Origin of the sequence: Shimazuella alba (assembly GCF_009831235.1) — a bacterium.
GTDB classification, from domain to species: domain Bacteria; phylum Bacillota; class Bacilli; order Thermoactinomycetales; family Thermoactinomycetaceae; genus Shimazuella; species Shimazuella alba.
This window is the reverse complement of the sequence record NZ_WUUL01000003.1, coordinates 285,358-308,122: the sequence shown is the minus strand read 5'-3', so window position 1 is coordinate 308,122 and position 22,765 is coordinate 285,358. Positions and strand designations below refer to the sequence as shown.

The window sequence follows — 22,765 nt, the reverse complement described above, 5'->3', positions numbered from 1 at the left end:
AGAGATGTTAATTTAAGGAAATAGAGAGGATGCAAGTAATGGAGTGTGTAATCATACGTTACTCAAAAAATGTAGGAGGTACTCAGTGGCTTTGCAGAAGCAATAAAAAATAGAGAAAAAGTGCATATAGATCAACCGAACTTTAGGGTGCTCCTGTTGATTCAAGTTGTAAAATTGTTGAATCGAGGGAGCATTCACAGTCTTTAGCAAAATATTACGATGGATTGGTCGAATGAAAGCACAGTCGATGTTTCATTTGTTTGCATCCTTTGCGGAGCTTGAATGAAATTTAGCAAAGTAGAAGGAACAGCTGCTAAATGGAGCGACCGACATCAGCCGGTCTAAGTGTTCCTTGATCACTTCTCGCTCAGCAATGGAATGTAATAAGAAATTACGTTTTCAGCTCCTGCATCAAAGAGTCCTTTAGCTCCCAAGAAAGTATTCGAATACCTCAGAAATGGAACTCCAGACGTTTTTGTGGTGACAGAATCACCAATCATTAAACATTGTGTTGGTTTCATTTTCAAATGTTGTATTTTGTCTTGGAGGACTTTAAATTGCAGATATTTGAATTCAATTGACCGAGGAGTTACTTTTCAAGTGTTTTTGGAAATGTAGGTTAGATATTATCTTTTGTTTTTCGTAGTTTAATAAAGAAATCTGTAGCCTTTCTGCTAATGAACAAATTAGATAACAAAGAGGAACTATAAGAAGTTGCATAATAAGTTAAACTCAGTACGCCGGTTCATAAAGAACCGGCGTACTTTTATTGCCAAGTAAAATATAAGGGTGACTACCCCCTCACATCTTGAAAGAAATCCATTTCACCGGATTTTTGTCATGGCGACGATTTCATCCCATCGGTGTTGAGGTATGACTGTGTTCTGTGCTGTCTTCTCAAAAAGGGTATGCACATACAGCGAGTCATCAGATTGCCTAAGCACATCGACTCGCCCGATTTCCACAATGCCTTTACCAGATTCACCAAAGACGTATGCTGTTGCTTCGGGTGGATCCAAGGTATCCACATGGTTGATCATCAGTAGGGCACAGTTATATGACTTCGCAAGGTAGGAGAGAATTTCTGACATCTCTTTACCAGTAGCAACGTCGATGTGAGCGAACGGTTCGTCGAGAATAAGAATATCCAGCTCACCCAGAATCATCTGTAGCACCCCGCGACCAATCATGCAAAGGGCTCGCTCTCACCTTTTCGAATAGATTGAACATTACACCACTAGTCCCAGCTTGGTGTACGTCCAGCTGATCAGCATATAGCTCCAACCGATTATTCTGCTGTGCATCCAACATCTTTCTTTGCTTACTAAATCCCTTATTCCACTTGTAAGCAAAGAAGACAAGACCAGCCATGAAAGCAAGTCCGAGTAGGGTCAGCCAAAAGTACTTTCCGATTCCAAAACTTAGAGCGATGCCGATCAGTTGTGCAGAAACGATGGTTGCACTTTTCAGAGCAGAGAAAAGATTGGTTCCAAAATTCCGGACCAAACTCGCTGTCATACTGGTGTGCATTTGGCCATTGTTATTTTTGACCATATTCAGGTACCGTTTGGACATGAACTTCATCTGGAGAAAGACCCGTTTATTCAAAGCCTTCTCCATTGTTGCCCCAAGGGTATCGTTCATATTAAAGAATACCATGAGGAAGAATACTTGGGCTGCTGAGAAGAGAGTAGCCCATGTAGCTGTCCAGATCGACGGGTTTTCCAGCAGCATCTTCTGACCGAGTGGCAGAAGACCAGCAAATGTCGCTTCGATCACAGTGAGGATGATGACTTTGACCAGTGCCCACTTGTCCGCTGACAAGGAGAGTGCTACTGCCTTTTTGCCCTTTGTGAACTTTTTCTGTTTGTTTTTTAGTTCGGGCCTTCTGTTGTGAAACATCTGAATCCTTCAGTTGAGGAATGGAATGAGATTAACTTGCTACTATATAAACTACTAAATTAAAGAAATATTCGCAACAGGTTTGTATTACTGCAAAGCAATTTTCAGGTTTTCTAAATTACGCATGGAGATAGAGAAGTAATCTTCCCCTTTTTTTAATTCATCTGGTGTTAATCCTTCTAACGGATCTAAGACTAATGCAGTGGCATGTATTTCATTGGTTACAACCTTTGCTATTTTTGGATCGACTAGTTTTTCGAAGAATATATATTTAATCTTATTTTGTTCTGCATATTGAATGATCTCTTTCAACCTTTTTGGGCTTGGTTCTTGATCAGGGGATAACCCAGAAATGGCAACTTGTTTCAAACCATATCGCTCAGTCAAATAGTGAAAGGCAGCATGTGAAGTGAGGACATTTTTGTTTTTAGTTTGGGAGAGGACAGATTGATAAGACTGATCCAATTGGTCCAGACGTTTTGCCAGTTTTTGATAATTTTGTTCATAAAGAGTTTTATGTTTTGGGTCTTTTTGAATCAAAGCCTGTTTTATATTTTCTGCTTGTTTTTTCGCGAGCGATGGGTCAAGCCATACATGTGGGTCCACGTTTTCTGTATGGTTTCCTTCGTGATGATGGTGGTCTTCTTCCTCTTCTTCGGTTGCTGTAAGTAACTTTATGTTTTTCGTAGATTCAACGAGCAGCGTTTGCTCAGTATTGATATTTGTTTTTACTTTATCTACCCAACCTTCTAAACCTGCTCCATTATAAATGAATATATCTGATTTATTTAGGTTGATAAGATCTTTTTGTGTTGGTTCATAATCATGTGGTTCAACACCTGTAGGTGTTAGATTATGAACAGTTACCAGATTTCCGCCAATTTTTTCTGCAAAAAAAGCTAATGGGTACATACTGGTGTAAATAACTAATTTTTGCTGCTTGTTATCTGTTTTTTCCAAACTATTACTGGTTTCGCTGCAAGCAGTGAGAAAAATAAAAACAAATAAAAATATGCTGATGATACTCCAATTTTTCATGATGCTATATACTCCTTTTTAAATCGTAATTATTCTTATTTACATCTCCAGAAATATTGTATCGATATATGACTTGTTTGTCTATCTATTTTTCATTTAAATTTAATAATATATTATTCGTATATCGATTTGATAAATTCATATTTAGGTTATCTTCTTTGTTTTTTCTAACAATTGCATGTCAATTAACGGAAATAAGCGGTAAAAAGGTTTACAATATGGAATGATTACGATATAAGAGGAGGACAATACATAGATTAATAAGAGAAAATATGTTAAAGGAGAAAAGCAGGAGGAGGATACATGCTTCGTTTATTAAAAAACTTTTATGTAGAGATTTTATTGGTATTTTTGTTCATGACTCTCGTTGTTTTCTTTAGTTCGGATTCTTTCCTTCGATTTGAATGGGATGTCAGCTGGTTGAGTTCTTTTGTTTCTTATGGGAAACTGCAAAATTTAGCTACGATCTTTTTGAGTATTTTCTTAGAAGGATTGCCTTTCATCCTAATTGGTGTGTTAGTTTCCAGTTTGATTCATGAATTTGTAAATGAGAATACACTGTGGAAATTAACCCCCAAAAACCCGTTTCTATCGATTCCCATGGCTACATTGTTTGGTTTGATCTTGCCAATTTGTGAATGTGGAATTGTCCCGATTGCAAGGCGATTGATTGAAAAAAAGTTGCCTGTTTATACTGCGTTTACATTTTTACTCGCTGCTCCCATCGTAAACCCTGTCACGATCATTTCCACTTATATTGCTTTTGGAGATGATTGGGGAATAACGCTTACTCGGTTATCATTAGGGGCAGGTATTGCAGTAGTAATGGGTTTTCTCTTTTTTCTGTTCTTTCGAAACAGGGAGGTGCTGCGGAATAATTCCCATACCTGCGAATCAGATGAAATGGACGACCATTGTTGTTCGGATCATAGGGAACATCATACAAAGCATGATACTCCCAAGTGGAAAGACAAACTAAATCATGCGTTGTACCATTCAATTTTCGAGTTTATGAATATGACCAAATATTTTATTTTAGGTGCTTTTTTGGCGTCTGTTTTCCAAACTTTTGTTGGCTTTGCTGCTATGAAATCCATGGCCTCACATGAATGGATTGCGATTATTGTCATGATGGGATTAGCTTTTGGATTATCGATTTGTTCTTCTTCTGATGCCTTTATTGCAGCATCTTTCCGAAATGCAATGGGAACAGCTCCACTTTTTGCATTCCTCGTCTACGGTCCCATGATGGATTTGAAAAATGTTTTGATGATGGCAGGCAGTTTTCGTGCTTCCGTTATATGGTTCTTTTGGGGTGGGACGACCTTGCTTACGATCGTATCGGTTATTTGTTTTCTATAAGAGAAAGGAGACATGGGCATGTCATCCATCATTAGAGCAGCATTGTTGTTCGGTCTAGCCTTTATGGTAGCCTACTTAATTATCACGAGAGAACTTTCGTATTTTATCAATCCTCGGTTTCAATATTTAAGTATCTTTAGTCTGATTTTTCTTTTGATTCTTGGGTGTGTGCAGATTAACCACTACAAACGACCATCCGCTCATCGGATTGGTACATGGGGTTATCTGATTGTGCTTCTGCCGATTTGTGCGTTTCTGCTTTTTCCAAGCAAACCACTTGATGCAAGCATTGCTGATCAAAAAGTTTATACCTATGTTCCAACGGAAAAGCCTAAAAACCAAAGCACAGATCAACAACAGCTTGCACAAGAAGACGATTCTTGGGAAGAGCCTTATAAGCAAAAAGCTAGTGAACTGGAAAAGCTGTCGGTTATTACATTGTCAAGCAAAAATTATTTGGAAGTAACCAATGTATTGATGATGTATCCAGAGAAATTTGTTGGCAAGAAAATTACATCCACAGGTTTTGTATATCGAGAAGAGGGGCTCAAAGATAACCAATTTGTTCTGGCTCGCTTATCCATGTCCTGTTGTGTTGCCGATGCAGGTGTAGTTGGATTTCTAATTGATACACCACTGAGCAACCAATTTAAGAAAGATCAGTGGTATGAAATAGAGGGGACATTTGAAATAACGAAAAATGAGACGGGAGAGGTGCCTGGTATTAAACTAAAATCATACAAACGTGTGCCAGCGCTTAAAGATTCCTATGTATACCAACAATTTTAGATTCAATAGCTTCAGTGGTTTATGTGGAAAACACACGAATTATCCTGTTTGTAAGTTCAAGTATGTATAGTCTTCATTTTTCACCCTATCTACTTAAAGTTGATAGGGTTTTGATTTCCCTCCTTCCAAGCAACTCAGAAGGAGGGATGTTGTTTTACACTTCGACTAGCAAATCCTCTGGATTCACATTCAAAACTTCTTTGGAGGAGAAAGCTACCAATTGATCAACAGACACCGTCGAAGGGCTGCCGAAATTATGATAACCTTGCTCGATCCGTTTCAAATTTTGCACATCCTTCATTTGCATTCCCAATTGAGACATCGCATCGGCTACCTGTCGTTCAGATAGCTTCAACTTTTCTCGATAACGTTTTACGTTCCTGCCAACGATACGAGAGTAATGTCCTTTTGTCCAGTTAGAAGTAAATGAAGCAGCTACCGTTCTTTTTTGAGGGCCGAAAAGCAGATCTGTCACTGCAATCTCGAATACAAAAGCAAAAGCCATCAGTTCCTCAACACTCACAGAACGGTAATGGGCACCATCCTTCCCATTTTCGATCTGAGAGAGACTTTGTTGACTCATAGGTAGGCCTAGAGCGCGAATTTTTGTAGCGAGTTGACCTTGAGTCCAACCAAGGTCCCACCTCTTACGTTGGATGTTTTTCCCCACTTGGCGAGATATGGAGACCTGATCAGCTGTTCGCCTAGATTCAGCCATCTCATTTTCCTTTATACGAGTACTGCAAGGGATAGAAGTGAAAACAACTGTTTTAGTATATATGAATTCTTTTCACCTATAAACAGAATTCTTATAAAGATAATGTTATAAAGCCCACAGAATAATTAAATAATACATAAAAAGGAATTATTATTATTTATATTATCCGAAATATAATCAGAAGTTAGTTTTGACACATTTATAAAAATGATCTACAATAAAACGAGCATTCAAATCGTAATCATTCCTTTTAATGAGTGATACGAGAATAGGATGCGAGAGGCATTAGGTGATCCATAAAAGATCAATAAGATAGACATCGATGTCTCACTCGCATCTGCCATGAATCAATTGTGAAAGAGACGAACCTACCAATCGGAGAAGGAAAATGCATAAGCACTTCATCGAATCACGAGACCCGTTCCGTAACCGGAAAATTACTGGAATCCTTCTACTCTTGCTCCTCAGCGGCTTTATGATTCAGTTTGTGGGCGGGCTTTATGCTCACTCTTCCAGCGTGATGAGTGATGCTTTTCATATGCTGGTAGATGGTACAAGCCAGTTGGTATACTGGCTTGTGCTTACAATTGCTGTCTGGAAAATGCGACCTCCTGAGTGGTTTTCGAAGCTTCATCCGTCGCTATCGACTATCTTGCAGAATTTGAAAACGACTAGCCTTTGGAAACTGGGAGACTTCGTATGTATGATGCTCTTGTTTGTAGCAGCCAGTTCTACGATTTTTCTTTCGGTTGATCGGCTGGCTTATCCACAACGAGTTCAACTAGAAGTCTCCTTGCCTGTTGTAGTGATTGGATTGGCAGTCAACCTTGTCAATCTACTGGTCCTTATTGGCAGCCGTTCACAGGACGACTTGAAGGGTGTTCTTCTCCATGTAAAGTCTGATCTCTATCACTCGATCATCATCCTGATTGGACAGTTGGTCGTATGGGGGTTTGGAAACCAATTTTCTTTCGTTGATTCGTTGCTTGGTCTTTGGCTGGGGGCAAAGATGATGCAGTGGTCGGGGAAGTTGCTGAAAGAAACGATGCAGGGAAAGCAGTTTGCCATCAAGGGGGTTATGGTTCATTTCCCAGCTCTTGCTGGGCATAGTTGTATGAGCCACAGTCGTCCAGAGGGAGCAGAGGACACCATCGAGGAGCATCGGCACACACATGAACACAAAAAGAAAGAGAGTCACCATTGTTGTTCTCACTAAGGTTCCAAAGAAAGTGTGAAGAAGGGTTTATGATGAGGATATAAAAAAATAAAACAGCTTTTGCATCCATCCGTAGCAAGTAGCGAGCCTACTTGTTTCCGATTGGAAGTTCGTATTGGAGTCTTGACTATCACTTCGTGTGCTTGGTCGAGGCTCCATCGAATTTTGCTGGATTTTTTTAGCGAGAAGAGATGCAGGGTTCAAGTGTTTAATATGGAATAAACGAACAAAACCACCTACACAGGTGGTTAACTTTTCTATTATTTGTGTCGAGACAACTAAATTCTTTTCTTTAATCAGATTCGACTAAACCTACTTCCAAATCACTCTTTGATAACACTTTATCAATCGTTCCTTTTTCTAGCTCTTTTGATAGTTCAAGGATATCTAGTTTTACTTTACGATATCTTTTCAATTGCCTTTGTAATCTCTTGATTTCAAGGTTCTGGTGCAAAAAATCAAAGATTCTGATGGCCCATACGACGATCATGAGATGGGTTCATGAGTATGGGCCAGAGTTGGAGAAACGGATTCGCAGACATCTCAAGCGAACCAATGATTTGTGGAAAGTGGATGAAACGTATATCAAAGTGAAGGGAAAATGGAAGTATCTTTATCGTGCTGTGGATTCCCAAGGAAAAACCATCGATTTCTTGCTCTGTGCGAGGCAGAATCGCAAAACAGCAAAACGCTTCTTCCGTAAGGCTTTACGCTCGTCTCATACGAAATTTCCTCAAGTGATTTCCGTAGATAAGAATGCTGCTTACCATCCTGCGATTCGAGAATTACAAAAGGAGAAGAAGTTGCCCTCCTTCATAGACATCAGGCGAATTAAATACCTCAACAATAGGCTGGAACAGGATCATCGATTCATCAAAAAGCTTGTACGTCCGATGCTGGGATTCCAGTCCTTTCGCACTGCTGCTCGGACACTCATAGGGATCGAAGCCATGCACATGGTAAAAAAGGACAGATTGCCTCCATTGGCATCTCTGTCTCTGATAAAGTTAATTTCATAAATAATATATTTAATCTGGTAGCTCAGTTCTTTTTCAATCACATGGAGAATCTGGCTTTTTTGTTTCTTCGATTTTTTGCACCAGAACCTTAAAACATTAGATGATATTCGCAATCGTGAAAGCTGGGATGAATTTTGGAACTCTGATAATTCCCGATTTCCCCGTGAAGAATGGAGAACAAAAGAATTAGCAGAGGTATTTAATAAAGGTTGGGTTAAGTTGGAGCCTTTACCTGAGAATGGTACAACTATAGTAATTGATGAAAGTGTCTAAAGTTGGGCACGTAGTGGTGGAGGAAATCACCATGCAAAATTAAAAGCTCTGGCTGCTATGTGGTTAATGTCTAAAGGTGAAGAAAATATAAATTTTGAATGTAGAATTTCCGGTCGTGCAGCAGATGTGTATGGAAAGGACTTGAGATGTTGGATTGAATGTCTAAATACCACTGCTGACAAAATTATGAATTCGTTATTTGATGCTAAATGCAATTCGTTTGTTGTATTTCCTTTCGTTTTCCATGACATGATTGAAGATATCGTTTACAACAACAATAGATGAAGAGAAGATAGAAAAATGGGAAAGATTCAAAAATAATCCTACAAAAGGTTTATTGTAAACCGGCATTTGACGACTTGCAGATATCACAAGTCCCATGATTAAGAAAATTGTGTAAGAATTGCATAGGGTTTTACCCTCAGTTTATCGAATAGGTAATGTGAGGAGAGAAATAAATGGATATTTTTTTATTTGGTTTATCGGAACTAATGAACCTCTTGAATTTAAGCGGGACGAAGCGCTTATAGTGAAAAATCAATTAGATTCTGCTGTGAATAAGGAGAAAAAGATAGTTAAAATAGTTTTGGATGGTGAGTATTTTGGTACTAAATTCCCAGGAGAAACTTATAACATCTATACAATTAACTTAGAGCAAATTTCTTACTATATGTACCAAAATGAAAATGTTTAAAGGTTCAAACCAGTATCCAGCGACTGACTATCTGACGGACTAGAGCACGAACATCTCACTGCCCTAAAAGAAATATCTTTTTATTTTGAAGAGGTGAGCTAATTTGGAATTGGATGTAATATTTTTTCTTTTTTTTATTTTGTTACCTATAACTATTATCTCTATTTTGATTTATGTACTAATTTCTAAAAGGAAACAACGAATAGCCAATGAAAAACTACCTATCTTATCAGCAAAAGCAAAAGTGGTTTCTAAACGTATGCGTGTTGAAGGAGGCCAATATACAAGAACATTATATTTCGTAACTTTTGAAACAGATGAAAGAGATCGCATGGAGTTGATAGTAGACGGTTCAGAATATGGAAAATTAATAGAAGGAGATTTAGGAACACTTACTTTTCAAGGTAATTGGTATAAAGGATTTGAACGAGACATTTAGTCGCTGGTTCTACCAGCGACCGAACGATAAACCCTAATTTGCCCAATAAATGGAATCTACTGACGGATTAGAGCGCAAACCGTCTGACTACCCTTTTAAATCCTTTAGAAAGATAGCGAATACTGTTTTTGAAATGAAGAGAGGTTCACAGTTTTGGAATTAATTAACTCTTGTTTAATAATTTCCTCAACATCTTTTATATTCAAATTGCGAGGGCCATTAACTTCAAAGTTGTGAGAGCATTGTTTTTTATCATTTGTTACAATCAAGTGAGAAAATGGAAATTCACGTCCTCCATTATATTGAGTAGATCCATTAGGAGCCGAAAAAACACACTGTTGAGATATTTCTTTTCTTTTGCTAAAAGGATTTACATAGAAGTACTTATCATTAACAGTCCCATAGTATGCATCAGGTGTAGATGTTAAGGCGATTCCCTTATCATTATACTGTACTACTTGATAGCCATCTTTTGTCTTTAAAGGAGGTTTTCCTTCTACATTATAAATAACAACTAAATTACCCTCATATCCCTCTGGAATAAGATGAATAGTATTAGTTTTCTGTACAGAACATCCTGTTAAAATGAATAATAAAGTAATGAGATATATTATCATCATCTTCATGATTCCTACATTTCTTTTTTTCATAAGGCTCATATCCTTCACTTTTAATCATTCATTTATAATTTTTTCTTTAAACTTTTTAAGAAATCATTTGTGACTCTTTTTTTGCTCTTTACCTTCCTTCAACTTCTCATAGATTGGAGACAACTGTTACCCTCTATTATGGCATAGAACCAGCATCCATGTGACTAAGCGCAATTTGGGGTACCAGAGAGATACGTGTAAAAATAGGACATATCCTAGGAATATTTCCTAATCGCTCTTAAAACGCTGATGAAAAAGCCCAGTGACAAGGCTATGCTGAGAGCCTGATTGTACTCTCGGTACCCTATCTTTTCTTGATATATGTTTAATTGGATTGGAGCAGATTTTAAAGGTGTTATAAACTCCTTAAGTTTCCTATATTAGTAAAACAATCATCAATATCTCCATCAGTATCAAAATACCATTCTGTTGTTTTTAATTTCTTTAGCTCATTCGTTGGTTTAAATACAAATTCACAATGAAGTTGTTCCATTGGGTCATCCTCTTCATTGGTAAATTGTCTAACAAAATCATAGTAGAGCAGCTCTTCTCCAGTAAAATCATATACGCCACATTGAAACAAGATAGCAATTTCTTCTTCGTCAATACTTGTTCTTTTGCAAAAGATTTAAATACTGCCCAAACTCTTGCCATATCATTTGTATTTTCACCTATTTTATCCTTTAGAAAACTTTCAGCATCACTTATTTTTAGCAAAACAACACTCTCTTTAACCAAATGTGTACACCATTATTTTTACCAAAATCCGATAATGTTTTTACGTCTATCACATGAACCCTGTCACTTGGAAGTGAAGTTGTGTACGGAAGTAGCGTGCCTCTTGTTCTGGATCTGGAGAAGAAAGAATCGCAGAGATGATCGCCACACCATCTGGTTGGTAAGGCATGACCTTAGATAATGTTTTCTGATTTATTCCCCCAATTACTACCACAGGAATTCTCACAAGAGACTTAATTTTTTCCAATGTTTTAAGAGATACAAGATTTGCGTCTACCTTTGAAGGTGTAGAAAACATGGCTCCTACACCCAAATATGCAGCCCCATCCTTTTCTGCTTGTAAGGCTTGCTCAACAGTATGAACTGAGACGCCAATAGGCATTGTTGGTCCTGCCCATTGGCGTACTGCTGCAAATGAGAGATCAGTCTGCCCAATGTGAAGTGCATCAGCTTGAATAATTTTGGCTATTTCTACTTGATCATTGATAATAAGAGGTACTTGAAATTGCTTACAGAGTTGCTTAAAACGTTTTGCTGTTTGTAGAAAAGTCTCAAAAGATACCTGCTTCATACGCAATTGCACACAAGTTACTCCACCTCGAAGTGCTGCCTCCGTCCTGGAAAATAAATTTACCTGTTCATCAGTTACCAGATACAAGCGCAAACTATCCGGCAGTAACATATACTTTCCCCTTTTTCTGCAACCATTGATTGTTCATTTTGGCAAATCCATCAAATAAATATGTACGAAATGATCCTACATTATCAGCTTCCACCAATCCTTCTGCCCATTCACCTACAAGCCCCATCACCAATAACGAAGTAATAGCACTTGTAAATGGTGGGATTCCTGCACCTAAACAGCAACCAATCAAAGCTGTTGTCATACAACCTGTTCCGGTCACTTTGGTCAGTAATTCTGTACCATTTGTGATTTGGGCTTCCTGTGTACCATCGGTAATATAATCAACCTCTCCACTAACTGCAATAACTGTCTGAAGTTGTTTTGCTAATTTCCGAACTTGAGGGATAAACTGTTTTAACTCTGTATCGATTGCATCTACTCCTTTACCTTCACGAAATCCACACAAGGTAGCAATTTCAGAAGCGTTACCGCGAATCACCGTAAATTGAACCTGTCTTAGTAATTCTTGTACAGTTTGTAGCCGGAATGTTGTTGCTCCTACTCCTACAGGATCTAATACTATAGGAACTTGCTTTTGATTTGCTGTTTTAGCAGCTCTGATCATAGATTCAATGAGAGATTGGGAAAGTGTACCAATATTGAGTACCAACGCTTGACTGTGAGCAACCATTTCTGATACTTCTTCTGGGGCATGTGCCATAACAGGACTGGCACCGCATGCTAATGTAATATTCGCACAATCGGTAACCGTCACATAGTTGGTAATATGATGGATTAATGGTTGTTCCTCTCTAATTTTTTCCCATTTAAAAGCGATCGTCATAAGAAATGATCCCCCTTTGAATTGAATTATAAGTCATTCCATAATGCGTGAAAATGATGAATCGGACCAGCTCCAGATCCGATCGGGTATGCATGATATAAGCCTTTTGTCACGTATTGTTTAGCTTTCTGAACTGCCTTACTAAGGGTAAGTCCTTGAGCCATAAACACTGCAATGGCAGAAGAGAGACTACAACCTGTCCCATGAGTATGTTTTGTCTCAATTCGTTCTGACATAAATGCTTCTCCAGTGGAAAGTACATCGATTACTTGATCACCCAATACATTATGGCCACCTGTAATCAGTACTTCACCAACTGTGAACTGCTTTAACTTTACAGCTACTTGAAATAAGTCTTTTAACGATTGCAACTCAGTTTCTAACAAAACAGCTGCTTCCTGCAAATTTGGGGTAATCAATGTAGCAATTGGAAACAAATGTTGTTTGATCTCTTCTATCGCATCTTCTTCTAATAATCGACTTCCTGTTGTAGACACCATAACTGGATCAACAATGATTATTTTCGGTTGAAATCGATTGATCGCTTGTACAATCACTTTAATCAGCTCACGACTAGCAACCATTCCAATTTTTACGGCATCAATCCGAATATCTTTGAATACTGCATCTAATTGCTTTTCTACGATGAAAGGACTCAATATTTCAATTCCCGTAACTCCTTGCGTATTTTGTGCTGTAATTGCAGTAATTACACTCAATCCGTAGGTTCCCAGTGCAGAAAAAGTTTTTAAATCTGCTTGTATTCCTGCTCCACCTCCTGAATCACTTCCCGCAATCGTTAGAACATGTTTGATCATGTGTTCTCCTCTCACTTAAATAACATTTTTGCTTCATCCAGTCATGAGATATAGAGTTAATTGATTATGAAGTATAACAATCTCATCCTCTTTCCTGCTTTAAGAATCCCATTAAAGGGTTAAATGAGACTATGTCCGGACCCAATAATCGTAAACGCATTCCTGAATTGATTTAGTTACGCTCATTCCATATGTGTCAAGGATCATCTCGACTATCATGGGTAAATGTGTCCCCCTTTTTTTTTGAATTCAATTGACTTTTCTTTCATTCCCTCTTGATGTGCTTCTTCTAAATCTATCTCTTTGTTTTTTGCATACTTTCGGATATCTTGTGTAATTCGCATGCTGCAAAATTTTGGACCACACATGGAACAAAAGTGAGCTGTTTTTGCTGGTTCAGCTGGCAATGTTTCATCATGAAATTCGTAAGCACGCTCTGGATCAAGAGAGAGATGAAATTGATCTACCCAACGGAACTCGAAACGTGCTTTTGATAAAGCATCATCCCACTTTTGTGCACCAGGATGACCTTTTGCTAAATCTGCAGCATGAGCAGCAATTTTATAGGCGATTACGCCCTCTTTTACATCATTTTTATTTGGTAAACCTAAATGTTCTTTTGGTGTTACGTAGCACAACATAGCGGTTCCAAACCAACCGATCATCGCCGCACCAATAGCAGAAGTGATGTGATCATATCCAGGTGCAATATCCGTGGTTAGGGGCCCTAGGGTATAGAAAGGAGCCTCATAACAAATCTTTTGTTGCAAATCCACATTCTCTTTTATTTTATGCATAGGAACATGCCCAGGTCCTTCTATCATTGTTTGGACATCGTATTCCCATGAGATTTTCGTTAATTCACCAAGAGTTTCTAGTTCAGCAAATTGCGCTTCATCATTGGCATCAGCGATAGAGCCTGGACGTAAACCATCTCCTAAGGAAATAGAGATATCATAAGTTTGGAGAATCTCACAAATTTCTCGAAAATGGGTATAAAGGAAGTTTTCTTGATGATGTGCTAGACACCATGCTGCCATAATCGAGCCTCCGCGAGAAACAATTCCCGTAACCCGTTTTGCAGTTAAAGGAACATAGCGAAGCAAAACTCCTGCATGAATAGTAAAATAGTCTACTCCTTGTTCGGCTTGTTCGATTAATGTATCTCGATAAATTTCCCAAGTAAGATCCTCCGGCTTGCCTTGAACCTTTTCCAAAGCCTGATAAATAGGAACGGTTCCAACAGGTACAGGAGAGTTACGAATCACCCATTCTCGAGTATTATGGACGTTTTTACCAGTTGAAAGATCCATGATGGTATCTGCACCCCAACGAGTGGCCCAAGTCATTTTTTCCACTTCTTCTTTAACGGAAGAGGAGACTGCTGAATTTCCGATGTTTGCATTAATCTTAACGTGAAAGTTTTTTCCGATAATCATGGGTTCCAGCTCTGGATGATTTATATTGGCTGGTATTATAGCTCGTCCAGCTGCTACTTCTTCTCGTACAAAATCAGCACTTACATTTTCTCGAATCGCAACAAACTCCATCTCAGGGGTAATAATCCCTTGTCGAGCATAGTGCATCTGTGTTACGTTCTTATCCTTTTTGGCACGAAGCACTTGATGATTAGTAGTTGGAAAAGGTTTAAAATTCCCCATCTTTTCTTTAGATTGAAAACCATTATCGATCGGCTGCACCGTTCGTTTTGGATATTTCTCTACATCCACTCGCTCAATAATCCAGTTATGACGCAGTTTGGGAAGCCCTTGATTAATATTGATCTTTACCTTTGGATCTGTATAAGGTCCACTTGTGTCATAGACTTGAATTGGTTCATTAGGAGTTACTCCGCGCCAGTCATTAGTTGGAGAAAGTTGAATTTCCCGCATGGGGACATGAAGATCAATTCGTGAACCTTGCTTGTATACTTTTTTACTTGCTGGAATAGAAAACTTGCTCATTGTATACATTCCTTCCAATATGAGGATTTACAACTGGTACAAGTGAAAACGTGATGAATGAGAGGCACCGAAAGATTGTGGTCAAGAAAAAAAGCCGTACGCCATAGGCGTACGGCTCCCAATGTTATATATTGGAAGTATCATAAAGAACGATTACTCATCCCTACGCTGGCATTATCCAGATCAGGTTATCGGTCGGTGGTAGAGTTCTCCACCCTCTCAGCCTGGCTATTCCCAAGCTCCCGTTTCAATTATATACAGTTGCAAATATCACTATAACATAAATACAAATCATTTAGATAGATAAATTTTCGTATTTAAGTTGCATGAATTTACATCTAATATTAATAAGGAGTTTCTTATGGCCCAATGACAGGGTTCCTATTATAGACCGCAAAGTAGCACAATGTCTTATATATCAATGTGTTTGATCTCTGATGTTTGAAACATAATTTATTGATTTTGGTATTGATTGGAATGAAACATAATTACTTTGTGGTTACAGGCCACAGGGTTGCTGCTTTAGTCAGCAGAATTATTTCCTTAATATGTAAAACAAAGAACCAGCCCTTTATTTAAAGCTGGTTCAGCTTATCTATCATTGCTTTTCGACTAGGATTGGTATATAGCAGAGTGGTATGGATGTCACTATGTCCAGCGATGGATGCCACTATGTCCAGCGATGGATGCCACTTGATTTCTCTGCGAATCTCTTCAGAATGCAGGTATTCACATAAGAAGATGGTTTTAATCGCTTTGCCTAATTCACAGATTGCCTGATAAGTGGGATGTTGAATATCCTTTGTAAATTGTTTTAATTCCTAATCGGAGAGCGGTAGCATATTTAACGATTTGGTCATACTGTTGTCGGATAAGATTCCAGTTAATTGGTTTACTTCATACAGACTGTAAATGTGGATATGTTCATTCATTCCTGTTTCAGGGCGATATAATTTTTGCGAACCAATATTTTTGAAGCGTGGCATCAGTTTAAAACCGAGCAAATGGGAAAAAGCAAAGGCAACGACACTCTGACCATGCATATCGACATAATTTTTATTTACTTCCATATCCGTGCAATGGTGAAGAACGCCTTCCATCATGGAAGCAACTTCCGAAGACAGACATGATTTTAGTTGGGAATGGCTTTCAAGGTAGTAGGGCTTGGACTGCTGGCGGCGGCTGGAGCCATGCACTGGCACAAGAAGAGGAATCCCGGCTGGATGTCCTACGGCGGATGGATCATGGGCTGGGATGTTCCCCGTGACACCCTGATTCCCGGTGCAGTGGTGGGAAGCATCATCTGCCTCATCCTGAGCTAACACCTCTGCTTATCTGCTAGATCGGTCTGCCCGCCATTATACTCGTAATGGTGGGCAGCAACTTTTTAAAATTAATTCCTCTTTTTGTATTGTTGTTATGTAATAAGAAGCCATTTCAAAAATATCGTACACATCATGTATGTGCTGAGACGTTGTTTATAAAATTCAATTAGTATTCCATTTTACGAAAAAAACTGCCACTTGCTTATAAGATGGCAGTTTTTTTGATCTATTTTTTACAGCGATTTGTTTATTAGGTGGCAGCAGTCTAAAGAATCACTTCTTGGAACTACTGCCTCGACTATGCCCGTGTTGGCATAACCGATCGTCGTGGGGTTTGAAGCCCCGCAGCTAACTATCGAAATAATTAGCTACCAAACGCTCACAGCAAGTTGTGGATCAGTCGTCCTGCTCGCAGCGACAATTATTGATGCAACAAAGGACGCACCTGCCATTCCAGCAAGTATCACTCACCGGGCGGTTGTCACCACTGGTACACTTAGCAGCCATGATTCCATTCCTTGTGTTAGGTTGTATTTCTTCCGAACTTTCGTTCGGTATATCTATAATAACACATATTTCATCATGTGTCCAACCTCATAGAACGAAAATTGAAAATTATCTAAGTGGAATATATCGTGAGTAATTCGCCGACATATGAAGATACAATCAAAAGTGAATGATGTACTGTCTTGACATTGTAAAGTGGGATGATATGGTATGTTTAGATCCATATTTGAGTTGGACAACTGCCTTAGGAGATCAACATGTCCCAAATGAAACGTGTATTTCTCGGCGGGACGACTGCCAGAACCAAGTGGCGGGAGGAGCTGATCGCGCGTCTCGAGTCTCGAAGTGTGCGCAGCGATCAGATCATCAACCCTCATTTACCCCGTGGCGTGCCATACACACCTGCTCATATGAAGGCGGAGCGTCGTGCTAGCATCCGATCAATTCCCAGCAGGAGAGCGTTCTCGAAAGGTTTTGGTGGATCTCTCCGACGAGCTCTTCGAATCATTTGGCGCAGAGGGACCTCCTTATTTCTTGTCGCTGTCAGAAGCCGAGGACTGGATCGTCGCTCAGCTCACGGGCTAAAAGCTCGACTCGCACCGCACATTGACGCATTCTTTGGCTTCAGTGCGGTGCACTCGTTAGTGATAGTTGTAGTGGTAACAGTTCAAGGAAAGTTTGTTTATACTTAAGACATTATAAAAGGAAACCACTTAACTATATACATTTATAAGTATCAACAAGGACAATTAGTCTTCATTTGTTGTACTTTTCCTGTCTCTTGTAGTTTAATAGCCTACATAATTTTGGTTGAAATTTTCTATAACAAAATTATTATCCGCCTCCAGGCTCGCTAGTCATCCTAAATTACCCCATTTCATTTCAGTTTTAACTTGAAACACCTTATTCCTATATCTTTCAAATAAACTTTGATTCCCTAATTTCTGGTAACAAAGACCTAAATTAATGGCGATTTCACATCTCTTTTCGTTATTTTTACTAGTTTTAATCAAATTTTCAGCATTTTTATATGGAGTGATTGCCTTATCGAATTTTTCTTGTTGAAGCCAACAATCTCCCAAAGAAATAAAACAATCAATTAAATCTATTATATTATGATTTCTCTCACTGATCGATATAGCTTCTTTAAGTGCTTGTTCTGCTCTTTTCCAATTTTTTTGTTGGATATAGAGTCGGCCTAATTGAATATATGCAGTAACTAGAGGATATTCATTTTTTATGCTTTTTCGTAGGTTAAGTGCCAATTTAAAGCACTTCTCTGCTTTAGGTAGATTCCCTAGTTTAAAATAGACAGAACCAAGTGTAGTGTGTAAAGTCAATATTTGGTCGGTTAAATTATTGTTTTGTACGATTTCCAATCCTTGATGAGCATAATCGAGTGCTTTTTCATAGAGTTGAAGTTCGGTTAGTATAACTGCATACATATTATACATTTGAACAATTGTGTCTAAGTGGACAATAGAAAGAACTACTTTGGTACTTGGTAAATTCTCAATTGCAGAATGTAGTGATTCTATAGCCTCTAATGCTTTTTCTGGTTGTTGCAATCTTTTTAAGTAAATACTTTTGTTTAACAGAAAGTGAAATTGAAATCGAGGTCGCTCGCCGTCTAGATGAAAAACCTTTAATCCATCAAGTGTATATTGAAGTGCATCTTCCAGTTGATTTTCAAAAAATGCGACTCTACCTAGTTCATTAAAACAGGCAGCGTGTAGATTGGTTATGTTTGATTCCTTGTTCTGATTGAAGAGTGTTAAAGCCTCATGAAAATAAGCTTTAGCTTTTTTCCATTTCTTATTTTCATAAGCACATCGTCCCAATAAGTAGCTGTAAAATGGGTATAAACGATCTTTTTTTGTTATTTGATACTTTTCCCTTATCTTTTCTAGTTTTTGTAATGATTCATCTGGTTCAACTGCGATCACATTTTCAATTTCTTTCATTTCCTCATTTGCTTCTAGTTCTAGTTGCTCCTTTTCGGCAATAATCCCAAATAAAGAGTTTCCCATCCCTAATTTCTTTGCATAGTAGATATACATGGATTCTGTCACGTTTGGAAGTCCACGTTCTGCATTACTAATGGTCGATCTGGAAATGTTTTCATCGACCATATCCTCTATACGTTGTCCCATACTCTGTCGTTTGTTACGGAGAATTGGTCCGATTTTCTCAAATGGAAACGTCATGATTTTCACCTCTTAGATTGAAATGGAATGGTCTAAGAATTCGTTGAATATTTTTCCAAATCCTGCTTTTATCGGAACAGAATATAAGAAAGGGAGAAAATAATATAATTATTGAAAAAATTTAAAATATTATTTATTATTTTTATACAAGAACAACATCAAGTGATTTGAATTGAAATACGTTGGGTGAACGATATGGAAATAATGCGAGTAGACAAGATTCATAACGGAAGGTGATGAAAATGGCTTTGCGATTGATGGTAGAAGGGTGTAGGGAAAAGGTGAAAGAGTTTGTGGAATCGATCAAAAAGGTTCCTCAATGGAGATTTTACAGTGGATCAAGGGTATCAATAGGAAGAAATGAGTTAAGAATCGATTGCTTTTTTGACGAAAAACCAGATAGAAGGGAAAAGCCTAGTCTAACAGACAAATCAATCAGCAAACTTACGATTACAAGTGAAGATGGAGAAAAAATAGAGATGGTACTCCTTGATGCAGAGGTAGTCCAGATGGGAAATGGGATTACTTATGTACATGGTAAAAACTATGACATCTATGCTGATAAATGCAACTGAATGAGAATTTATCCCTTTGAAAAGTTTTTAAGTATGATGTATAGCCCTCGCCCTTTAAAGGTTGCTGATTCGATGAAACAGGAATAAGACTTCAATTTTTTAAATCAGTGTACGGAAAAAAGCAATCTAATAACTAGATTGCTTTTTGATTTAGAGCACCATTTATAAAAGATAGTTCATTCACTAGTCCAGATTTTTATAAAAGTTAAGCAAATACTCACGAAACGTATGAGCCGCTTTGGATAAATAGTGGTTCTTTTTCCAAGCCAATTGAAAGGTACGCCTACAGATAGGTTCTTTAATAGAGATGAGAGTCAGTGATGGATCTCGTTTCTTGGCGTTATCGGAAACAAAAGCAATACCCATGCCCATTTTCACAAAGTCGCTCACAACAGGTAGTGTGTCTACTTCACAACCGATCTTTGGTTCAAATCCGGCAGCTATACAAAATTGCGTTGTCAACTCCCGAAGACTACTATTCTTTGGCAAACTAATAAACGTTTCATCCGCGACTTCGGTAAGATGAATACTTTGTTTAGCAGTCAGGTGATGGGTAGAAGGTACAGCAAGAAAAATTTCTTCTGTAAGAAAATCGATGTATTCTATTTCTGTTTCTGTTGCTTCTATTGGAAGGGAAGTAATACAAAAATCTAGTTCTCCTTCATGAAGGAGCTTCATCTTCTCGTCCTGTGAAGTAGCATGTGTCAGACGGAGATTGACCTCAGGATGAGCAGATAAAAACGATCCAATCAATTGAGCATCACATCTGTGATTGGTAGTTGCGAGAAAGACTCGCCCGTGTTCCAGACCTGCTTGATCAACAACTTGTCTCTTTCCTTCTTCTAGTAGTTCTAGAGCGGCATCGACTTGTTTTAGAAAAAGTTGTCCATAAGGATTGAGTCGGATTTTTTGTTTATGTCGATCAAATAAAGGGACTCCGATATCTTGTTCCAACCGAGCAATCGTTTTACTAAGAGAAGGCTGTGCAACATGCAACTCCTCCGCTGCTTTCGTCATATGTTCCAGTCGAGCTACGGTTTGAAAATATTTTAGTTGCAATAATTCCATTTGTTTTCCCTCTATTCGGTGGTGTCAAGTTTATAGACTTAAAGCTATCAACCTATGATAATTATATATTTTTCACTTTCTAATATCCAATCTACAATAGAGACAGATCACGGATGAAACTGAAATTTACGAAGGGCATAGGAAGAGGGCTTTTGAAGATGGAGCAGCAAAATAAAACAGCAGAAAAATTACTCCAAATCATGTTTTTTACACTTGTTATATCTGTCATGAATGCAACGATTTTTAATGTGGTTCTGTCATCGATAAGCAAAGAGTTTTCGCTTACAGCTTCACAAGTAAGTTGGATTACAACCGGTTATGGCATCATGTATGCGTTTGGATCAGTCACATATGGAAAATTGGCTGATCGATATCGATTGAAAGACTTACTAACTTTTGGATTGATATTTATGGTGCTAGGTTCCCTTATCGGATTAGCAGCACAACAATATTGGCTGATCGTGATGGGGAGAATGCTGCAAGCAGCTGGTGCTGCTGTGATTCCTGCGGTATCAATGATTATTCCAGTAAATTATTTTACCTCTGAAAATCGGGGGCGAGCGATTGGGACGATGGTAAGCGCGTTAGCTTTGGGAACTGCTTAACTTATTCACGTAAAAAAGGAGATGTTTGCAAGATGACAACAAAAATGATGCAAACAGTGCGTGTTCATCAATATGGAGGATTAGAAGAACTGCAACTGGAACAGATCGCGATACCACAACCAGCAGATAATGAAATACTAATACGCGTTCACTCTGTGGGGGTCTTGCCGGTAGATTGGGCCTATCGAGAAGGTTTGATGAAAGATATTTATCCAATGCAGTTTCCCTTTATTTCTGGATCAGCCTTATCTGGAGTGGTCGAAGAAGTTGGGAAGGGTGTATTCGGCTTTCACCAAGGACAAGCTGTCTTTGGAAGAGCAGATAGAGGAGCATGTGCAGAATATATTACAACGAAGGTAGATAAAATTTACAAAAAACCAGATGGTCTGTCTTTCGAAGAAGCTGCGACCATTTCAGGTGGAGCTAGTACAGCCTGGGTTGCATTATTCGAAAATGGAAAATTGCTTTCAGGTCAACGTGTTCTCATTCATGCAGCTGCGGGAGGGGTAGGATCTGCTGCAGTTCAATTAGCGAAGTGGAAAGGAGCTGAAGTCATTGGAACTTGCTCCGCAGCAAATGTAGAATATGCGCAATCATTAGGAGCTGATACCGTTATTGATTACAAAACAATGGCATTTGAAAAAGAAGTTCAAGAAGTAGATTTGGTGCTCGATGCTGTTGGTGGAAATACATTAGAACGTTCATTCTCTGTTGTGAAAAGAGGGGGAAAACTGCTATCTATTGCAGAAGTCCCATCATTAAAGAAAGCGGAACAACTCGGTATACATGCACAATTTAGTGGAGGATTTGCTCCTGACAAGGCGTTTGAAACAATTGCACAATTAATAACAGAAGGAAAGATGAAGTCCACGATTGCCAAGGAATTCCCTCTTCATGAGATCCGAGCAGCTCATGAGTTATGTCAAACTGGGCATGGAAGAGGAAGGATCATACTTCGAGTTGGAAATTAAAGTTTGAGAGGTTTTAAACTTGTAGGATATATAGTTGCTTAGAAACTCAGTACGGCATACAGCATTTCTCATCACGGGTGTTTAAAAACAATTTGAAAATGGAGAGCATTTACATTTATTTGGTTTTATTCATATAATAAAGAACAAGTATCCCTACCCTCACAATGGGAGTAAGGAGAAGTACCGTGTCGGACAACAAGAAGACCCAGTACGATCTAAACCGCGACCTGCTCTCCCGTCGTGATGTCACCGTGAGCATGGTCATGCGGTGTTCAGAAGGCGGCAAGTGCAGGAGGTTTTTGAAGCTCTGTTGAGGCTCGAGACCGACGCAGACGAGGACTCAAGTCCACGTCGATTTCCAAGCAGATGAGGCGTGTCATGGAGGACTACCGCCGAGGACTGACTGTTCTGCGGAAAG

Annotated in this window: 20 protein-coding genes, 3 pseudogenes and 1 riboswitch; of the genes and pseudogenes, 9 read left to right on the top strand and 14 right to left on the bottom strand. The window is 38.6% G+C overall.

Features of this window, described 5'->3' with window-relative positions:
- Positions 1 to 824: 824 nt before the first annotated feature.
- The 3 genes from GSM42_RS06430 to GSM42_RS06420 all read right to left on the bottom strand — a co-directional run bounded on the left by GSM42_RS06430 (position 825) and on the right by GSM42_RS06420 (position 2,940).
- The gene (locus GSM42_RS06430; protein ID WP_160800719.1) at positions 825 to 1,166 is read right to left on the bottom strand and encodes a hypothetical protein; all 342 of its coding nucleotides are present in this window, start codon (positions 1,164 to 1,166) and stop codon (positions 825 to 827) included.
- Entirely contained in the window at positions 1,153 to 1,902 is a 750-nt protein-coding gene (locus tag GSM42_RS06425; protein WP_160800718.1) for an ABC transporter ATP-binding protein, read from the bottom strand. The genes GSM42_RS06430 and GSM42_RS06425 overlap by 14 nt, the downstream gene beginning before the upstream one ends.
- Positions 1,903 to 1,989: 87 nt before the next feature.
- Positions 1,990 to 2,940 (bottom strand): metal ABC transporter substrate-binding protein, encoded by a 951-nt coding sequence (locus GSM42_RS06420; RefSeq protein WP_160800717.1) that lies wholly within the window; start codon positions 2,938 to 2,940, stop codon positions 1,990 to 1,992.
- A gap of 303 nt (positions 2,941 to 3,243) precedes the next feature.
- On the opposite strand from GSM42_RS06420, the gene GSM42_RS06415 reads away from it, so the two are divergent.
- Entirely contained in the window at positions 3,244 to 4,302 is a 1,059-nt protein-coding gene (locus GSM42_RS06415; protein WP_160800716.1) for a permease, read from the top strand.
- Between the two features lie 18 nt (positions 4,303 to 4,320).
- On the top strand, positions 4,321 to 5,091 hold the full coding sequence (locus GSM42_RS06410) for a TIGR03943 family putative permease subunit (protein WP_160800715.1): 771 nt from the start codon (positions 4,321 to 4,323) through the stop codon (positions 5,089 to 5,091).
- Positions 5,092 to 5,245: 154 nt separating this feature from the next.
- On the opposite strand, the gene GSM42_RS06405 is transcribed toward GSM42_RS06410, so the two are convergent.
- Positions 5,246 to 5,809 (bottom strand): helix-turn-helix domain-containing protein, encoded by a 564-nt coding sequence (locus GSM42_RS06405; protein ID WP_160800714.1) that lies wholly within the window; start codon positions 5,807 to 5,809, stop codon positions 5,246 to 5,248.
- Between the two features lie 388 nt (positions 5,810 to 6,197).
- Here GSM42_RS06405 and GSM42_RS06400 point away from each other — a divergent pair, with 388 nt between their 5' ends.
- Positions 6,198 to 7,025, top strand: coding sequence for a cation efflux transmembrane domain-containing protein (locus GSM42_RS06400; RefSeq protein ID WP_160800713.1), 828 nt, complete (start codon positions 6,198 to 6,200; stop codon positions 7,023 to 7,025).
- 292 nt (positions 7,026 to 7,317) lie between these two features.
- Here the strand turns inward: GSM42_RS06400 and GSM42_RS20960 are convergent, their stop codons facing one another.
- Positions 7,318 to 7,440 carry a hypothetical protein gene (locus tag GSM42_RS20960; RefSeq protein ID WP_275402130.1) on the bottom strand — a complete coding sequence of 41 codons (123 nt, stop codon included), beginning with the start codon at positions 7,438 to 7,440 and terminating at the stop codon, positions 7,318 to 7,320.
- Positions 7,441 to 7,495: 55 nt separating this feature from the next.
- On the opposite strand from GSM42_RS20960, the pseudogene GSM42_RS06395 reads away from it, so the two are divergent.
- From GSM42_RS06395 to GSM42_RS06385, 3 genes and pseudogenes are all read left to right on the top strand, one after another.
- Positions 7,496 to 8,067: pseudogene (locus GSM42_RS06395) on the top strand (IS6 family transposase); the annotation flags it as partial.
- Positions 8,068 to 8,759: 692 nt separating this feature from the next.
- A complete protein-coding gene (locus tag GSM42_RS06390) occupies positions 8,760 to 9,011 on the top strand; it encodes a hypothetical protein (protein WP_160800711.1) in 252 nt (83 codons plus the stop codon).
- A gap of 103 nt (positions 9,012 to 9,114) precedes the next feature.
- On the top strand, positions 9,115 to 9,450 hold the full coding sequence (locus GSM42_RS06385; RefSeq protein WP_202404810.1) for a DUF2500 domain-containing protein: 336 nt from the start codon (positions 9,115 to 9,117) through the stop codon (positions 9,448 to 9,450).
- 104 nt (positions 9,451 to 9,554) lie between these two features.
- Here GSM42_RS06385 and GSM42_RS06380 read toward each other — a convergent pair whose 3' ends face one another.
- The 8 genes and pseudogenes from GSM42_RS06380 to GSM42_RS06345 all read right to left on the bottom strand — a co-directional run bounded on the left by GSM42_RS06380 (position 9,555) and on the right by GSM42_RS06345 (position 19,128).
- The gene (locus tag GSM42_RS06380) at positions 9,555 to 10,100 is read right to left on the bottom strand and encodes a DUF6843 domain-containing protein (protein WP_160800710.1); all 546 of its coding nucleotides are present in this window, start codon (positions 10,098 to 10,100) and stop codon (positions 9,555 to 9,557) included.
- 355 nt (positions 10,101 to 10,455) lie between these two features.
- Complete coding sequence (locus GSM42_RS20530; RefSeq protein ID WP_237446498.1) at positions 10,456 to 10,683, bottom strand: hypothetical protein; 228 nt, start codon at positions 10,681 to 10,683, stop codon at positions 10,456 to 10,458.
- Positions 10,684 to 10,887: 204 nt separating this feature from the next.
- Entirely contained in the window at positions 10,888 to 11,520 is a 633-nt protein-coding gene (gene thiE, locus GSM42_RS06370; RefSeq protein WP_160800709.1) for a thiamine phosphate synthase, read from the bottom strand.
- Positions 11,504 to 12,307, bottom strand: a complete 804-nt coding sequence (thiM, locus tag GSM42_RS06365; RefSeq protein ID WP_160800708.1) for a hydroxyethylthiazole kinase — start codon at positions 12,305 to 12,307, stop codon at positions 11,504 to 11,506. Before thiM ends, thiE begins: the two co-directional genes overlap by 17 nt.
- A gap of 26 nt (positions 12,308 to 12,333) precedes the next feature.
- On the bottom strand, positions 12,334 to 13,125 hold the full coding sequence (thiD, locus tag GSM42_RS06360; protein WP_202404808.1) for a bifunctional hydroxymethylpyrimidine kinase/phosphomethylpyrimidine kinase: 792 nt from the start codon (positions 13,123 to 13,125) through the stop codon (positions 12,334 to 12,336).
- Between the two features lie 215 nt (positions 13,126 to 13,340).
- Positions 13,341 to 15,098: a phosphomethylpyrimidine synthase ThiC gene (thiC, locus tag GSM42_RS06355; RefSeq protein WP_160800707.1), complete on the bottom strand. Its 1,758-nt coding sequence runs from the start codon at positions 15,096 to 15,098 to the stop codon at positions 13,341 to 13,343.
- A gap of 134 nt (positions 15,099 to 15,232) precedes the next feature.
- Positions 15,233 to 15,345: riboswitch (TPP riboswitch) on the bottom strand.
- Positions 15,346 to 15,664: 319 nt separating this feature from the next.
- A pseudogene (locus GSM42_RS06350) lies at positions 15,665 to 16,285 on the bottom strand (Tn3 family transposase).
- A 1,493-nt stretch (positions 16,286 to 17,778) separates the two neighbouring features.
- Positions 17,779 to 19,128, bottom strand: coding sequence for a helix-turn-helix domain-containing protein (locus GSM42_RS06345; RefSeq protein WP_160800706.1), 1,350 nt, complete (start codon positions 19,126 to 19,128; stop codon positions 17,779 to 17,781).
- 242 nt (positions 19,129 to 19,370) lie between these two features.
- Between GSM42_RS06345 and GSM42_RS06340 the strand changes: the two genes are divergently transcribed.
- Positions 19,371 to 19,703 carry a hypothetical protein gene (locus GSM42_RS06340; RefSeq protein WP_160800705.1) on the top strand — a complete coding sequence of 111 codons (333 nt, stop codon included), beginning with the start codon at positions 19,371 to 19,373 and terminating at the stop codon, positions 19,701 to 19,703.
- A 183-nt stretch (positions 19,704 to 19,886) separates the two neighbouring features.
- Here the strand turns inward: GSM42_RS06340 and GSM42_RS06335 are convergent, their stop codons facing one another.
- Positions 19,887 to 20,771, bottom strand: coding sequence for a LysR family transcriptional regulator (locus tag GSM42_RS06335; protein ID WP_160800704.1), 885 nt, complete (start codon positions 20,769 to 20,771; stop codon positions 19,887 to 19,889).
- A 152-nt stretch (positions 20,772 to 20,923) separates the two neighbouring features.
- On the opposite strand from GSM42_RS06335, the pseudogene GSM42_RS06330 reads away from it, so the two are divergent.
- A pseudogene (locus GSM42_RS06330) lies at positions 20,924 to 21,373 on the top strand (MFS transporter); the annotation flags it as partial.
- A gap of 35 nt (positions 21,374 to 21,408) precedes the next feature.
- Complete coding sequence (locus GSM42_RS06325) at positions 21,409 to 22,347, top strand: NADP-dependent oxidoreductase (RefSeq protein WP_160800703.1); 939 nt, start codon at positions 21,409 to 21,411, stop codon at positions 22,345 to 22,347.
- The last annotated feature ends 418 nt before the right edge of the window (positions 22,348 to 22,765 follow it).

Bases quoted from the DNA above. Each gene is read 5' to 3' on its own strand.
- thiE (WP_160800709.1), bottom strand. From the start codon at position 11,520: ATGTTACTGCCGGATAGTTTGCGCTTGTATCTGGTAACTGATGAACAG.
- thiD (WP_202404808.1), bottom strand. From the start codon at position 13,125: ATGATCAAACATGTTCTAACGATTGCGGGAAGTGATTCAGGAGGTGGA.
- GSM42_RS06415 (WP_160800716.1), top strand. From the start codon at position 3,244: ATGCTTCGTTTATTAAAAAACTTTTATGTAGAGATTTTATTGGTATTT.
- thiC (WP_160800707.1), bottom strand. From the start codon at position 15,098: ATGTATACAATGAGCAAGTTTTCTATTCCAGCAAGTAAAAAAGTATAC.
- thiM (WP_160800708.1), bottom strand. From the start codon at position 12,307: ATGACGATCGCTTTTAAATGGGAAAAAATTAGAGAGGAACAACCATTA.
- GSM42_RS06340 (WP_160800705.1), top strand. From the start codon at position 19,371: ATGGCTTTGCGATTGATGGTAGAAGGGTGTAGGGAAAAGGTGAAAGAG.
- GSM42_RS06405 (WP_160800714.1), bottom strand. From the start codon at position 5,809: ATGGCTGAATCTAGGCGAACAGCTGATCAGGTCTCCATATCTCGCCAA.
- GSM42_RS06410 (WP_160800715.1), top strand. From the start codon at position 4,321: ATGTCATCCATCATTAGAGCAGCATTGTTGTTCGGTCTAGCCTTTATG.
- GSM42_RS06380 (WP_160800710.1), bottom strand. From the start codon at position 10,100: ATGAAAAAAAGAAATGTAGGAATCATGAAGATGATGATAATATATCTC.
- GSM42_RS06345 (WP_160800706.1), bottom strand. From the start codon at position 19,128: ATGACGTTTCCATTTGAGAAAATCGGACCAATTCTCCGTAACAAACGA.
- GSM42_RS06420 (WP_160800717.1), bottom strand. From the start codon at position 2,940: ATGAAAAATTGGAGTATCATCAGCATATTTTTATTTGTTTTTATTTTT.
- GSM42_RS06430 (WP_160800719.1), bottom strand. From the start codon at position 1,166: ATGATTCTGGGTGAGCTGGATATTCTTATTCTCGACGAACCGTTCGCT.
- GSM42_RS06425 (WP_160800718.1), bottom strand. From the start codon at position 1,902: ATGTTTCACAACAGAAGGCCCGAACTAAAAAACAAACAGAAAAAGTTC.
- GSM42_RS06335 (WP_160800704.1), bottom strand. From the start codon at position 20,771: ATGGAATTATTGCAACTAAAATATTTTCAAACCGTAGCTCGACTGGAA.
- GSM42_RS06400 (WP_160800713.1), top strand. From the start codon at position 6,198: ATGCATAAGCACTTCATCGAATCACGAGACCCGTTCCGTAACCGGAAA.
- GSM42_RS06325 (WP_160800703.1), top strand. From the start codon at position 21,409: ATGACAACAAAAATGATGCAAACAGTGCGTGTTCATCAATATGGAGGA.